Genomic DNA, 13,902 nt, shown 5'->3' with positions numbered 1-13,902 from the left:
CTCGGCCCGACCATGCGGGTGTCGTATAATGGCTATTACCTCAGCTTCCCAAGCTGATGACGAGGGTTCGATTCCCTTCACCCGCTCCACTGTATCAATCTGCGGACTTCCGCAGAAGTCCAAGAGAGCCTGCAAGTCGTTGCCACACAAGGACTTTTCCTCTCTTTGACGTTCTGCCGCGGTCCACTGCGATCCGCCTACAGCCGGGACTTTTAAGTCCACAAACAAGTCCATTTTTGCGGGTGCGGCTGATTCCGGATTGTTGATGGAGGGGCGAGGTCGACGTGACCAGCATCTGGTTCCTGACTCATGTTCAGGAGCAAGAGCATGGCACTCTCAGACCTGGCCGTTCGGCAGGCCAAGGCAACTGGCAAGGCATACACCCTCCCTGACTTGGATGGCCTCTCCCTGGCCGTCACCGCTGCCGGGGGCAGGACTTGGCACTTCCGCTACTACTGGGCGGGCAAGCAGAAGCGGATGTCGCTCGGCACCTACCCGGAGGTGACGCTTCGCGAGGCCCGCAGCCTGCGCGACGAAGCGCGCGCCCTGCTGGCCAAAGGCACCAATCCTCGCGTTCACCGCAAGCAGAAGCGCACCGCTGTCCGGCTCGCCGACGAAAACACCTTCGAGGCGGTGTATCGCAAGTGGCTCAAGCATCGCGGGCTCAGCCTCAAGGAAGGCCGGCAGACGACCCTCTCGATACTTCCGCGCATCTTCGACAAGGATGTGCTGCCCGCCTTGGGCAAGCGGTCGGTCTATGAGATCAAGCGTCCCGACCTCTTGGAGGTGATCGCCAAGATCGAGAAGCGCAAGGCGCTCTCCGTCGCCGAGAAAGTCAGGACGTGGTTCAACCAACTGTTCCGCTACGCGCTGGTGATCGTGCCGGGCCTGGAACAGAACCCCGCCTCCGATCTCGATGTGGTGGCGCTGCCACTGCCACCCGTCAATCACAACCCGTTCCTGCGCATGGCCGAGCTGCCGAAGCTGTTGCAGCGGCTACGCAGCTATCGCGGCAGGCGGCAGACCCAGCTCGGGCTGCGGCTATTGCTGCTGACCGGCGTGCGAACCGGAGAGCTGCGACAGGCGACGCCGGATCAATTCGATCTGGACCGTGGGCTGTGGATCATCCCGCCCGACGTCGTGAAGCAACTCCAGTTGGATATGCGCAAGAAGCGGCAGCAGGCGAAGGACATCCCGCCCTACATCGTGCCGCTGTCGATTCAGGCCATGGAGATCGTCCGGCACCTGCTGGATGAGTTCAAGCCGGCCCAGCGCCACCTGTTCCGGCACGACAGCGACTTGAAGAAGCGCATCAGCGAGAACACCCTCAATGGTGCCCTCAAGCGCATGGGCTATCAGGAACGCCTGACTGGGCACGGCATCCGCGGCACGATGTCCACTGCGCTCAACGAGATCGGCTACCCGAAGGTCTGGGTGGATGCACAGCTCTCGCATGTCGATCCCAACAAGGTCAGCGCGACCTACAACCATGCCGAGTACGTGGAGCAGCGTCGCCGCATGATGCAGGACTGGGCCGATCGGCTCGACCTCTTCGAGCAGAACCAGGTCGAGGCGGCCAGCATGCCACTCACCGTGCATCTGGAAGGCGTGCCCGCATTCCCGAGTGAGCAAACCGCAAATGCACCCTCCACGCCGGTTAGCGCTTCGCCAATCCTGCTGGTGACGAAGCCGGGTGACGCCATGCCGTTGGTTTCTGCCGCCGCACATCGGCTGCCGGCGGTTCCGATCCCTCGATCAGCCGCGCCGCTGGTGCCTTCGGACATTCAGCGCGAGAGGATGGAACTGTTCGATGTCTTCGAAGCGCCGCACAACCTTCCCGTCGCGGCGTTTGCCAAGATGGCGGGCAAGTCCCGCAGGTGGATCAGCTACGAGATCAAGGCGGGCAACTTGCTGGCGTTGAACGTAGGCAACCGCGGCCAGCGCGTGCCGGACTGGCACCTCGACCCACTCAAGCACGAGCTGATCCAGTCCGTCCTGAAGCTGACCAGGGGTGCGGACCCCTGGCAGATCTACCATGCACTGCTGCAACCGCGCTCGATGCTGCGGGGGCGTTCGGCACTGGAGGGCGTGACGGCCGGCAACCTCGACAAGCTCGTCATGGCAGTGAGCACAGCCGTGAAGGAGAGCGAATGGACCCCGCCGCGAGTCGGGGTCGCCTAGCAGCAGGAATGCGGGATCGTGGCGAAACCGCGATCCCCGCGCGTCCGTCAGGACACCAAGCGCGCGCGGCGGGCGAATCTTGCCTGGGTGTCCGACAAGGAAGCCTCGCGACGGAGCAGGTAAGCCATCACGATCGTTGGTGCGCCGGCCAGCGGCCGCATGGCGATGCCTCGGCGTAGGTAGCTCGCCAGTCTCGCGGCGGGCGCAATGGTGATCCCGTACCCGGCGGCAACCAGCGTCATCACCACATCGAATGTCTCCACCGTTTGCTCCCGCTCCTGCAGCGCGTTCTCGAACACGCGCTGCACGGTCATGCGCCATGGTTCATCGGCCGTGGACTGCGAGCAGATCAACGGCTGCTTGAGCACTTCCTGGCACGGCACTTCACGGTAGGCCAGCAGGTGGGAGCGCTTGGCCACGGCGACCGCCAGCGTGTCATGCCACAGCGGCTCGCATACCCAGCCAGGCCACTGCCGGGCAACCGCAGACAAGGCGAAGTCGAAGCCGTCGCCCGGCAGCTCCGCGCCTCGACCGGGATCTGTCCAGCCGGCCAGGACGGCATGAGTCTCCGGCTCTTCGGCACGCTGCAGGGCGAGCACGTCGGCGAGCTGGGGAGGCACCCATTCGCCGAGGACGGCCATGCGAATTTCGGCGGTGATGTCACTCGATTCCACGTCCAGCTCCCCCCAGGCGGTGAACTCGTGGCAACTGATCTCGAATCCGTTGAATGAGTTAAGTTTAACGTGGTTTAAATCGTGACCGTGTTCGACGCTCTTGGCAATGCCAAAGCGTTCGATCCAAAGGGGCCGCCCCACCGGCACCACTACCTACGAAGCGGAACCAGCCATCGCGTTTGGGGCTGCCGTGCGGGAAGAAAGAACCAACCAGGGTATCGCTCAGGAAACGCTGGCCCACATGGCCGGCATCGAACGGTCGCACATGGGCAAGATCGAGCGCGGCGAGCATGTCCCCACGCTCCCTCTCATCCTCAAGATCGCCCGTGCGCTGAAATGCAGTTCCGCCCACTTGATGACTCTGACCGAAGCCAAGCTGGCAGAGTCGGCCCCATCCGCGGATTGAAGCCGGCCCGCACAGCGGTCGCATGCCTACGCCTGATCGTCGTCCTTGCCCCCAAGGGCTGAATCATCGCGCTTTGCGGCCTCGTTGAGGAGCCGCAGGTATGGGTTGTCTGGCGGCGTCTCCTGGAACAGCGCATCCGGGCTGACGAGCAGGTAGCCGTGCAGCCGGCGCGACTTGCGCGGCCCCGTGACTTCGCAGGTCCAGATGTTCAGCCCGCTCGGCTGCTTGCGGTGCTGTCCCATCTTCTCGAAGCGCTTCTGTACCCACTGCCACCCCTCCAGCTTCTCCTGCTTGGCCAGCGCGGCGACTTGAAGGTACTCCTGCGCGTAGCGCTGGAACACGCCGGGGCTGACGAGGTAGGTCGTACCGGCGACGGTATGCACCAGGGCCTTGGCGTCGTTGATGATGAGCTTGCGCGTCTGGATGCTCTGGCGCAGCCAGGCCATGAAGTGCGCCCCGGAGGGCTCCGCGCGATCCTGGGAAGGCGCGAGGCTCATTCCTGGCGTGGGCACGGTCGAAGGGGCCGGCTCGGCCTCGGCAACAGGGCAAGTCGGGGTCTCCGATGCTGTGGGTGGAGCGGTGTCGCCCAGCAGATCGAGCAGCGCGGCCACGCCGGTGTCTGTGGCTATGGATGCGATCGGCGCCGTGCTCGCGGGTGCAGCTTCGGTGCCTTCCACGCGCGGCCCATCGGCCACCGCCGGCGCTAGCGGCGGCGGCTCCGCCTGTTCCTCTTCGACCTGCACACGGCCTGCGAACGGCGCCAGCCGGTCGGCGGCATCCCAGATCATGGCCGGCGAGAGTTTCAGGAAGGTGAAGGCATGCGACCAGCCGGCGTCGCTGGTGACGGTAGCCTTCCAGATCGCCTTGCCATCCGGCGTCGGTTGCACGATGCCGTGATCCTGCAGCACGTTGAACACCGCCGTATTGCTCGCCGGGATGCCGTCGATGCCCTGCGACAGCAGATGTGCGCGCAGCTTGTCGGAGACGGTCTTGCTCACCAGCCACAGAGCGTCTTGGGTCAGCCAACCGTCCGCCGGACCGGCTTGGTTCAACTTGAATTCTTCCTTGAGCAGGTAGCGCAAGCCGTCGAGCAATTTGCGTTGCAGCGCATGCTTGGGCGCCGCCAGCGCCTTGCTGGGATCGCCGCCGAGTTCCTGGGCGACCGATGCCTGGTCGGCCTGCACGACCAGTTCGCCGAGCGTGCCAGCGTGCTCGTACTGGCCGGCCAGCACGTACAGCAGCGCGGCCCAGAGGTCGGGATAGCCGCTGAGCCAGTCGAAGATGTCCCGATCGAGAAGGCGCGCGTAGAGCAGCCCGGTGGCGGCGCTGTGCAGGCGGTACTCGCGCTCCTTTCGGTAACGGAAGCGGTAGGGCTTTCGCAGCGGGCCGTGCCAGGGATGCCAGACGCTGCCGTCGGCATGTTCGACGTGCAGATCGACGGCAATCTTGCCGATGTCGTGCAGCAGGGCCGCGTAGGCCGTGCCTGCGGTCCAGGCTTCGGCCTGGGCCGCCTGTGCCTCCGGCGTGACGCCCGCAGGCAGCAGGTATGACTGCCGCAGCTTCAGCGCATAGACGACGATCTCCAGGCCGTGGTCCAGCATGCCGCCCGGATAGGCGTGGTGGTGGTTCTCGGAAGCCGGGAACTGCTGGACCAGCTCGGCGTAGCGCTCCAGCGGGGCGAGGTAGAGCGTGGCGAACTGCCGGCGCGAGAGCGATGTGCGCTGCCAGATGTGTTCCAGCAGTTTCTGCCGGCGCGGCGTGGCCAGCAGCGATGCGGCCGACTCCGGCCGCATCGACCCTTTCGGAGTTTCGATGGCGGAGGTGGGCGGCGTGCCGGCGGTGGGTGGCACCCTTTTGCGCTGGAACAGCGAGAGCATGGCGAACCCCGGATGACGGGCTGCTCGGGGCGCCTTTTGGCCTTTTCAGGATAGGGCCTTTCCCCTTGGCGCCCTTCCTTTGCCCCTTCCCAGCCCTTTGGCCTTTATCGGAAGCCTTTGGGTATAGGGCCGCTGCTGCGCGGGCGCCACGATGAATGCGGCATGGGGCAATCCCGGCAAGTGGGGCGCTGCGGGACGCTCGTCAGCTCTGGCCCAAGCCGGTGTCGAGGGCGGCGGATTGCGCTGCGAAGTCGTCGGGACGGCGCTTGCGGAAGGTTTCGAGATTGGCGAGCTTCCAGCGCAGTGCCGGCAGTTGCGCGGCGTGCTGGCACCGCACCAGCGACCAGTCCGGTTCTGCGCGCGCCAGCCCGCTCAGAAACTGCTTGTGCGCGGTGCTCAGTCGCTGTGGCAGCTCGCGCCGCATCCTGGCGCGAGCATCGAGCAGTGTCTCCAGGGAGCAGTCCACTTCGGTCATGCCGACAAAGGCCCGCTCGTACTCGCCGGCGATGTCCTTGTCGTTGCCGAACAGCACTTCGTGGGGCGGCCGGTTGTGGCCCGCCAGATAGATCACGAAGCACTCGACCATGCCGTCGCTGATGTCGCCCGATTCGTAGAGCTGCCACACGTCGAACAGGTCGCGGGGGTGCTGCCGATCCAGCGCGGCCACCAGCTTGCTGGCGTACAGCTCGTCCGGTGCCAGAACCGGCAGCTCGAACTCGACGCCGAACAGATCGCTGGTCTTGGCGCTCAGCGGCCGCCGCTCGACGGGCAGCACGCTGCCTCGGAACACGACGTTGACCTCGATCTTCACCTGGCTGGCATCGTTCTCGACGATCAGCTTGGTGTCCCCCAGGTCCTTGGCGCGAACCAGGCGTGTCTGCACGCCCAGCGGTGCAAGGCGCGCGGCGATGGCGGCCAGCTCCTGGTTGATGGCTTGCAGCGCTTCGTCGCGCGGCGTCTGCCACGGGAGGTATACCACGTCGATGTCCACCGACAGGCGCGGCATGTCCCGCACGAAGAGGTTGATGGCCGTGCCGCCCTTCATGGCGAAGATGTCGTTGGCGAACACGTCGGGCGCGACGGCCAGCAGCAGGCGAACGGTGTCCGCGTAGGTCTTATCCATGAGGTCTCAGGCTCAGCAAGGTGCCGTCATCGAGCCGGCTCATCCAGCGCGTGTTGCTGCCGGTGCGAACCGGGTACTGCTCCAGCAGGGCATCGACATCCACGAGGCTGATCTCGCGCGCCCAGGTGAGGAACAGGCGCACGGCCTTCACGCTGGCGCAGCAGGACAGCAGTTGTCCGAGCAAGTCCTTGCGGGGGGAACGCAGTCCATCGAAGATGTTGCGAGCCTCTTCGAGGCTCTGCTTGACGCCGGCTTCGTACAGCAGCTCCAGAACGGCACGCTCGGAGGCAGCCACCCGCAGATCCTCGGGCAGGCCAGGCGGCGTGGTCAGGGTCTTGCTGGCCAGCGCCGTGTCCGGCCAGTCGAACAGGCGGGCGTGGACGTAGCGGGCCGGAAAGCGCGAGGTGAACCAGGCCGGCAACACGAAACGACCGTCGCCCCACAGCACCAGCGCCTCCCGGCTGCCCAGGTTGTGCCGCACACCCTGCAGGGCCAGGGCGCTCTTGCCGCCGACGTGCAGGCCGGGCACGCGCTGTTGCAGGAACTTCAGCGCACCGTAGACCCCGAATTCATCGTTCGGGAAGGCATAGACGCCATGGGCCAGGCGCACGAGCCACCCGCCGTCGGCATAGTGGGCGGCGAGCTGGGGCGACACCCCGAACTGGCTCAGGGTGGCAAGGTCGAACGGCGCCCCGCGGGGAAGTCCCGCCTGCAGCCGCTTGATTACCTGGTGCCGAGAATTTCCATCCATGTTATAAAAATAACACAAAATCCAATCGCCCCTAGAGCCATTGCAGTAACGTGCAGGGAAAGTAGCATAAGGTTTGATTTATCGTGCAGAATCTAATCGACCTGCGACCCGAGCCAACCCGGCTCTGCCGGCCGCAACCCGCCCTCCTGATCGCGGTCTATGCTGGAGGGCAGGCCACGACCGGCCGCTCCGCGAGGTGAGGCACCACTGAAGCCGAGGCATATGAGCATGACCACCAACACGCACAACGGGCGCTGGAGCCACCGGCTGGGCCGGGGGGCTGGCCGTGCCTGGCGTGGATACGTGCGCCGCGAGCAGCGTGTCGCCGGCTGGCTGGTGACGCGCGGGGTGCCCGCGGGCGCGGCGACGGCGGTGCTCTGGATCGTCAAGCTCGCCGTGCTCGGTGCGCTGCTCTACTCCGCGTTCTGGCTGGCCCTGCTGCTTGCCTTTGCGGTAACTGCTGCATGGCTCGTGCAGCACGACGACCCTGATCAAAAGGAACCGCAACCCGAGTGGAGGGAAGGCCCCAACGGCTTCGGGCTTTATGACAAGAGCGATTGGCGCATCGACCCGCATGTGACCGACGACGACTGAACGGCGGTCACTTCTTCGATACGGCGCTCATTGCCATGCCAGCGCCACGCCCCCCAGCGCCTTTGGCGTCCGAGGTGGCGGTGGACAACCCCTGCACGATATTTCCCGTGCGCACGCCTGCCCAAGCCAATGCCATCACCCAGAACGTCGGCAACACGATGAACATCGTTGCCATGACGAAGTTCAGCAGCATGTCACCGAACGCATTGTTCAGGCCGATCAGCGGATCGAAGTTCGTGTGCGGCCTGTCCGCGCCAAACCCCCAGCCGTAGAGCGCGTCCAGGATCGTGCTGTCGATCCAGCGCGCGAGCTGGAACCAGAAGTCCACGAAGAACAGCGCGAACTGGACGCAGCTCACCGTCACCACCGTCTTCAGGTCGTAGGTGCCGATCAGCAGCACCAGCGGGATGCAGATGACGAGCGCCATCTTGAGCATGGTCAGCACCATCGGCAGCGCCTGGCGCACCACGTCCATCGCCGGAAAGAAGCCCAGCGAGCCGACGGTCAGCCCCAGGTCGCTCGCGCCGCGCGTGACGACGTTTGGCAGCGTCTTGTCGATCTGGCCGCCGTAATCGGTGTAGACGGCGCCCTGGTTCATCTTCTGCTGCCGCGGTGAGACGACGGCGCGGATCACCGAGTCATTGACCTCGCTCTGCGACAGGAAGCCCGCCCAGCGCCCGATGCGGGTCAGCAGGTCCGGGTCGACCTGTGCCAGCAGCCGGCTGCGCAGTCCCTGGCCGCCATCGGCCCACCACTGCCGGCAGGACGGATAGCCGCCGCCGCTGTCCACCTGTGCCAGCCCTGCATCGCGGGTCGCGTCGTAGGGCCAGCCCGTGCGTGGGGTCTTGGCGCGATAGGTGTCATAGAAGCCGGGCGTGTCGAGTAAGTAGCTCGACCCGATCCAGGTGACGTCGTTCATCTGCTCGTCGGAAAGCGTCGGCCGGTTCATGAACAGCTTGGCGCGCGACGGCCCGTAGCAGTCGTGCGTGAAGTCGGCGACCTCCTGTGCCAGCACCGGATCGTCGATGCGCGTGGCATCCACATCCATGCGAATCTGACGCAGGTCCGTGCCACAGGGAATCGCCGCCACGGCGGCGCCGGTGACCGCCTTCGAGATGGCGTGCATGAAGAACCACCACACCGGCACCAGCGCGCTCTGGTTGTTGAGCGCCGTGTAGACGTTGGACCAGCCCGTGTCGTTGGGCAGCGGGACGTTGACCTGGCATTGCGCGGAGCGCGTGGTGTCGAACCTGATCGTGGCGAGATCCACCGGGATGAACGGGATGCCCGCGAACATGATGACCACGATCGCCACCCACACCCGGTTCTCGATGCGCATCGACGACAGCACGCCCTTGTTGCCCTCGTCCGCACCTTCGCTGCGGGCCTTGAGCCATTCCTGGATCACGATGGCCACGAACGGCAGCGCGAACACGCCGCTGGCCACGAGGATGCTCCAGATGCCGTTGTTGACCACCCAAGCCACCAGGGTCAGGTAATACTCCAGGTAGTCCGTGGTGTAGAGCGTCATGCCTGCCTCCCGGTCTCAGCCGTGCCGCAGCAGTTGGCTGGCTTCCAGCGCGACCACGGCGATCACGGCCGCGATCTCCGTGCGCAGCAGGCGCTGATGCGTCTCGCGGGACGGCTCCCGCCGCAACAGGCGCCGACGCATCCACCACCAGCCGTAAGCCGTCGCTCCGTAGAGGCACAGCCGCCACACGAAGAAGTGGCCGGCGTGCGCCTGCAGCCAGTGCTGCCAGCCCTCGACGCCGCCGACGACGTGGATGCCGGCGATGTTCACCGCCACCGCGGCGGCGACCACCAGCAAGGTCCACAGCAGCGCCACGCCGACGCGGCGGTTGAACAGCCATGGCAGCCGCAGCCAGGCCAGCCGGCTCATGGCGTACCGCTCCGCGGCTTCTGGACTTCCCGCAGACGGTCGCGCGTGGTGTCGCCCTCGAAGACGCCGCGCGAACCAGCAGCGCGGGTGCTGTGGCGCTGGATGATCGCCATCGCCGAGTTGCCGGCCAGCGTGCGCCGCAGCTCCAGCTCGGTCTTGAGGTTGTTGATCTCCTGCTCCAGCGCACTGTTCTCCTGGTCGACCGCCTGCACGGCCAGTTCGTTGGCGGCGACGTTCGGCTCCTTCTTGCCGGTCAGCAACGTGCGTTGCAGCAGCAAGGCCTTCTCCAGCACGCTGGACAGCGCCGCCTCCGACGCCAGGCGCTTGCCCAGCACGTCCTGGTCGGGTTCGTCCCGCAGGGCCTCGATCACGCCGCGGGTGATCGGCAGCGAGCTGCTGCCGGCCGCGTCGAGATTGGCCGGCGTCGTCGGCCGGGCGCCCGTCACCAGCTCCTGCAGCACCTGCAGCTTGGTCTCGTACTCTTCCTGGATCACTGGCGTGAGCCCGACGCCAGGCGTGGTCTGGGTCTTCGTGCAGTTTTCGCAGGTGCGTTGCTCGCGTTCGCCGAGCACGCGGTTCGCAAAGGCCGCGGCCGCGCCAGGCGACGACCAGGTCTGGCAGGTCAGGCGGTTGCCGCAGGCGCTGCGCGCGATCGACGAAGTATCGGTGACGCTGCGCCCGTTGAGCAGGTTGTAGCCCGCGCGCGTCACATCGCCGACCACCTTGATCGAACTCTGGCCGGAGCCGCCCGCATTGCCGCCGCCGACCCAGGGCACGCCGTTGTTCCCTTTGTTGGACTCGGCCTGCTCGATGGCGGAGACGGCATCGGTGCTGCTGACCGCATCCCGCAGCGCCATCCCCTCGGCGAGCTGGTCCCAGCCGGCCTGGCCGCCGGCCATGTCCGCCATGCGATTGGCGATGGCCCGGCAGGTCATCTTCGAGCGGTCGAAGTCCAGGCGCGCCTGGAGGATGCCGTTGATCAGCAGGTTGTAGAGCCCCGGGTCGGCGCGCTGGATGATCAGGGCCGGCAGCGAGGCCACGGCGCTGGTGGCGTTCTGGATCACGTTGCTCATGATCGTCTGGAAGCCGTTGGTGATGCCGTTGAGCTGGTTCTGCAGCGTCGTGGTGATGCTCATGTCGCCGCAGATCAGGTTGCTGTTCCAGCCGATCCCCACGCCGATGCTTTGCATGTTGCCGGCACCACCCATCGACACGGCCCGGCCGCCGCCGATGCTGTAGAGCACGTCGTCGCCGATCACGCTGCCGCTGACGTTCACGCCATTGGGGTCGATGCGGGTCTGCGCCCAGGCGGCGCCGACGGCCAGCGTGATGGCCGCCATGAGCAGCGTGGCCCGCAGGTGCGACTTCGCGCGGCGCAGGAAGTCAGGGAGGGAGGCGTTCATCGTGGGTTCCTCACATGAAATCGACGCTGCCGAGGAAGACCTGGCCACGGCGCCGGCAGCAGGAGTACGGCCGCCACAAGGCCCAGGCGTAGTCGCCCTGCTGGGCCTGCACGCGGGTGCGGCTGTGCGGGAAGACCACGCAACTGTTCGAGAGCGTGGGCGTCAGCTCCTGCCACTTGCCCGTCGAGGCGTCGGTCTCCATCAGCGCGCCGGCCGGCCAGTAGCCGTCGCGGGCGTTGGCCAGCAGGGGCTGATACACGTGAATCTGGTTGCGGCGCGTCACGATGTCGCCCGCGCGCTGCGCGACCACGGCGCCGCTCTTGTGGTCGTCGGTCTGGTGCAGGAAGCCACCGCGGGGATACACGTTGCCCCAGAGGTTCAGGCCAGTGCGCGTACCGATTTCGCGCCGGCCGGGGATGAGCGCTTCGGGATAGAACGCTTCCGGGATGTTGTAGCGCCAGGCGATCGTGTCGAGCGTGCTCAGCAGATACGGCATGAAGGCCGTGCCCGCGCCTTCGCAGGTGTAACCGGAGGCGCTGGCGAACTGGCTGAACACCATCCCGGCCGGATGGCCGATGACATCGGCGTTCTTGAACTTGGCGAGGTTGTTCTCGTTGTCGTGATTGGTCGTGCCGTCACCGCCAGCCTTGGCGCTCGGGTTGGGCATGCTCATCGCCCTGACTTCCAGCCACGGGTTTTCGCCGGTGTTCGAGTAGCTCGACACCACCGCATCGGGGACGTAGTGGCGCACCTTGACGGAGGTGCGCACCGAGCAGCCGAAGGGCGTGCAGTACAGCCAGTAGCAGATTCCGACCACGCGGTATTCGAGGCAGTCGGGGGACAGCGCCGACGAGACGATGGTGGCGGTGTCCAGGGCGAATGTCGACGTGGCCGCGCTCAGCAGCAGCGAGGCGGCGGTGGCGCGCAGGCGCCGGCGTGCCAGCAGGAGGCTCATGGCTGCGTGCTCCGGTAGGCGTTGATGCGCGCGACGGCGCGGGACACGTCGGGCTCGCCGTAGACCACGTAGCGTCGATCGACCACCACGGCGGGAATCTTGGCGATGCCCAGTCCCCAGGCATCCGCGACACCTTGGTAGGCATGGCCGATGCGGCGCTGCAGCGCCTCGCCGCCGTCATGCAACCGCTGCCGCACCGCCGCTGCGGCCTGTTGCGGGTCGGCCGGCAGGTGCGCCGCGAGTTCGACCTCGATGCGCGTGGCCTGGTCCAGCTCGATGATCCGCACGCCGGCCGGGGCCTGCACCGGATGACGGCTGTCGGTGACGACGAGCACATCGGCGGCTGCCGCGATGGAACCGAGCAGCGCGGCGCACAGTCCAGCGGCCAGCCTCGTGGCCAGGGGGCGCCGCGAGGCGGCAGGAAGGTTGAGGAAATGAGCCGGCATGTCGCGTCTCCGCGGAGTCGATGCAGACTCGTAGTCGAGCGCAACCCAGATCAGGGGACGACAAAGAAACCGAAGCCGGTCAGTCCCGATTTCCTGCGCACCGGCGAAAAGAAACGGGAGCCAAGGGCTCCCGTGGTGATGAAATGAGTGCGCTACAACAAGCCGGCTTCGGCGAACGAGTACGGGCTGCCCTTGCCGACGATGAAGTGATCCAGCACCCGGACATCGACGGTGGCCAGGGCACTCTTCAGCCGCTCGGAGATCGCACGATCAGCGGCCGATGGCTCGGTGTTCCCCGAGGGGTGCTGATGCGCCAGGATCAGCGCCGAAGCGTTGAGCGCCAGCGCACGCTGGACCACCACCCTCGGATACACCGAAGTCTGGTCGACCGTGCCCTTGAACAGCGGCTCAAAGGCGAGCACCTGGTGCTGGCTGTCGAGAAACACGACGGCGAAGATTTCGTTCGGCTCCGCGACCAGTTTCAGGCGCAGGTAGTCGCGCACGGCGGCGGGGCTGCCCAGCGCCGGACCGGCTTTGAACACGCGGTTCTCCAGCAGGGTGATGGCCTGCTGGATGATCCAGTCTTCGTGCTGGGCGGCGATCAGGGTGAGCGACTCCGGGCGGGAGTCGGCGATGACAAGAGACATGGCGAACCTCCAATGGGTGAGATCGGAGGGCGCCTGCCCCTGGAGGGCAAACCCTCCTGGGGACGATGGGGACGGAACAGGTGATGAGCGAGCATCCACCACCGCGGATGCGGTGGCCGTTCGCGTCAAGGGATGCGATGCGAACGGGTTTCGATCAGCGCGGACAAGCCGCGCCGCAGCCTTGAAGATCGATGGCTACCTGGGCATGTCACCGGCAACGTCGGCGGGCATGTCTGGGGAATTTGCGGGTTCCGCTACGGTCGTGCTGCCGGCGGCGAGCAGGTCGATGGCCGACAGCAAGGCATCGCCTTCGACGGGGCCGTGCAGCAGAAGTGTCTTGCCGGACTCGCGGTCGCGCAGTTGCAAGGCCGGCGTGGCCGCGATGCCCTGCTGTGCTGCTTCCACCGCCTGGGCACGGATGACGGCATCGGGGCGCTCGCTGTCGAGACAACCCCGCATGGCTGGCGTGAGGCCGGGATAGCGCAGGCCCTCCGGCAGGCCCTGGCCGTCGCCACGGGTGTTCGAGTAGAGCCACGCCACGGCCTGCCAGAAACTGGCATGTCCGCCCGTCTCGCCCGCGCACTCGGCCAGGCGTGCCTCGGCAGTCGCGGCCGGCTCGTGCATGGACAGCGGCAGGTGGTGCCACTGCCAGTTCACCTCGGGATGGGCGTCGATCCAGCGCTTGAGCGCGGGGAAGTAGGCCCGGCAGTACGGACACTCCAGGTCGGCGTACCCGACCACCGTGAAGCGCGCATCGGCACGGCCATACAGCCAGGGCGGGCCGGCCGGTTTCGGCACTTCGGACCCGGCGGCGGCCAGGGGCATGGACTCGGTTGCCGGATGCGGCGCGCGCAGCAGCATCCACGAGGCCACCGCAATCGTCACCACGATCAGCAGACCGATCCAGGGATGACGGCGGGCGAAGGAAGGCATGCGCATCGTGTC

14 protein-coding genes and 1 tRNA gene are annotated in these 13,902 nt (G+C 66.4%); 4 read left to right on the top strand and 11 right to left on the bottom strand.

Translation table 11 applies throughout. From position 1 onward, the window contains the following. Positions 1 to 14: 14 nt before the first annotated feature. Positions 15 to 89: transfer RNA gene (locus tag CKCBHOJB_RS01460), tRNA-Gly, on the top strand. Positions 90 to 327: 238 nt separating this feature from the next. Then, positions 328 to 2,181 carry an integrase arm-type DNA-binding domain-containing protein gene (locus CKCBHOJB_RS01455; RefSeq protein WP_047349546.1) on the top strand — a complete coding sequence of 618 codons (1,854 nt, stop codon included), beginning with the start codon at positions 328 to 330 and terminating at the stop codon, positions 2,179 to 2,181. A gap of 47 nt (positions 2,182 to 2,228) precedes the next feature. On the opposite strand, the gene CKCBHOJB_RS01450 is transcribed toward CKCBHOJB_RS01455, so the two are convergent. Continuing rightward, positions 2,229 to 2,855 (bottom strand): LysR substrate-binding domain-containing protein, encoded by a 627-nt coding sequence (locus CKCBHOJB_RS01450; RefSeq protein ID WP_031640195.1) that lies wholly within the window; start codon positions 2,853 to 2,855, stop codon positions 2,229 to 2,231. A gap of 106 nt (positions 2,856 to 2,961) precedes the next feature. On the opposite strand from CKCBHOJB_RS01450, the gene CKCBHOJB_RS01445 reads away from it, so the two are divergent. Next, positions 2,962 to 3,261 (top strand): helix-turn-helix transcriptional regulator, encoded by a 300-nt coding sequence (locus tag CKCBHOJB_RS01445; protein ID WP_003282197.1) that lies wholly within the window; start codon positions 2,962 to 2,964, stop codon positions 3,259 to 3,261. 26 nt (positions 3,262 to 3,287) lie between these two features. Here CKCBHOJB_RS01445 and mobH read toward each other — a convergent pair whose 3' ends face one another. From mobH to CKCBHOJB_RS01430, 3 genes are all read right to left on the bottom strand, one after another. After that, the gene (gene mobH / locus CKCBHOJB_RS01440; RefSeq protein WP_047349545.1) at positions 3,288 to 5,138 is read right to left on the bottom strand and encodes a MobH family relaxase; all 1,851 of its coding nucleotides are present in this window, start codon (positions 5,136 to 5,138) and stop codon (positions 3,288 to 3,290) included. 202 nt (positions 5,139 to 5,340) lie between these two features. Beyond that, positions 5,341 to 6,261, bottom strand: coding sequence for a nucleotidyl transferase AbiEii/AbiGii toxin family protein (locus tag CKCBHOJB_RS01435; RefSeq protein WP_021248620.1), 921 nt, complete (start codon positions 6,259 to 6,261; stop codon positions 5,341 to 5,343). Continuing rightward, complete coding sequence (locus CKCBHOJB_RS01430; protein ID WP_041106820.1) at positions 6,254 to 7,012, bottom strand: type IV toxin-antitoxin system AbiEi family antitoxin domain-containing protein; 759 nt, start codon at positions 7,010 to 7,012, stop codon at positions 6,254 to 6,256. Before CKCBHOJB_RS01430 ends, CKCBHOJB_RS01435 begins: the two co-directional genes overlap by 8 nt. A 222-nt stretch (positions 7,013 to 7,234) precedes the next feature. On the opposite strand from CKCBHOJB_RS01430, the gene CKCBHOJB_RS01425 reads away from it, so the two are divergent. After that, the gene (locus CKCBHOJB_RS01425) at positions 7,235 to 7,606 is read left to right on the top strand and encodes a DUF3742 family protein (RefSeq protein WP_004254867.1); all 372 of its coding nucleotides are present in this window, start codon (positions 7,235 to 7,237) and stop codon (positions 7,604 to 7,606) included. A gap of 7 nt (positions 7,607 to 7,613) precedes the next feature. Here CKCBHOJB_RS01425 and CKCBHOJB_RS01420 read toward each other — a convergent pair whose 3' ends face one another. The 7 genes from CKCBHOJB_RS01420 to CKCBHOJB_RS01390 form a co-directional block, all read right to left on the bottom strand. Further along, positions 7,614 to 9,137 (bottom strand): conjugal transfer protein TraG N-terminal domain-containing protein, encoded by a 1,524-nt coding sequence (locus tag CKCBHOJB_RS01420; protein WP_281050260.1) that lies wholly within the window; start codon positions 9,135 to 9,137, stop codon positions 7,614 to 7,616. A gap of 15 nt (positions 9,138 to 9,152) precedes the next feature. Continuing rightward, entirely contained in the window at positions 9,153 to 9,506 is a 354-nt protein-coding gene (locus CKCBHOJB_RS01415; protein ID WP_003292115.1) for a hypothetical protein, read from the bottom strand. After that, positions 9,503 to 10,909 (bottom strand): integrating conjugative element protein, encoded by a 1,407-nt coding sequence (locus tag CKCBHOJB_RS01410; protein WP_281050259.1) that lies wholly within the window; start codon positions 10,907 to 10,909, stop codon positions 9,503 to 9,505. The genes CKCBHOJB_RS01415 and CKCBHOJB_RS01410 overlap by 4 nt, the downstream gene beginning before the upstream one ends. Positions 10,910 to 10,919: 10 nt before the next feature. Further along, a complete protein-coding gene (locus CKCBHOJB_RS01405; protein WP_058149370.1) occupies positions 10,920 to 11,864 on the bottom strand; it encodes a TIGR03756 family integrating conjugative element protein in 945 nt (314 codons plus the stop codon). Next, entirely contained in the window at positions 11,861 to 12,310 is a 450-nt protein-coding gene (locus tag CKCBHOJB_RS01400) for a TIGR03757 family integrating conjugative element protein (RefSeq protein WP_281050258.1), read from the bottom strand. The genes CKCBHOJB_RS01405 and CKCBHOJB_RS01400 overlap by 4 nt, the downstream gene beginning before the upstream one ends. Before the next feature lie 152 nt (positions 12,311 to 12,462). Further along, entirely contained in the window at positions 12,463 to 12,957 is a 495-nt protein-coding gene (radC, locus tag CKCBHOJB_RS01395; protein WP_281050257.1) for a DNA repair protein RadC, read from the bottom strand. Between the two features lie 195 nt (positions 12,958 to 13,152). Next, positions 13,153 to 13,896, bottom strand: a complete 744-nt coding sequence (locus tag CKCBHOJB_RS01390; protein WP_281050256.1) for a thioredoxin domain-containing protein — start codon at positions 13,894 to 13,896, stop codon at positions 13,153 to 13,155. Between the last annotated feature and the right edge of the window lie 6 nt (positions 13,897 to 13,902).

The organism is Thauera sp. GDN1, from assembly GCF_029223545.1.
GTDB lineage: Bacteria > Pseudomonadota > Gammaproteobacteria > Burkholderiales > Rhodocyclaceae > Thauera.
Note: the sequence above shows the minus strand (reverse complement) of the source record. Positions and strands in the feature narration are given on the sequence as shown.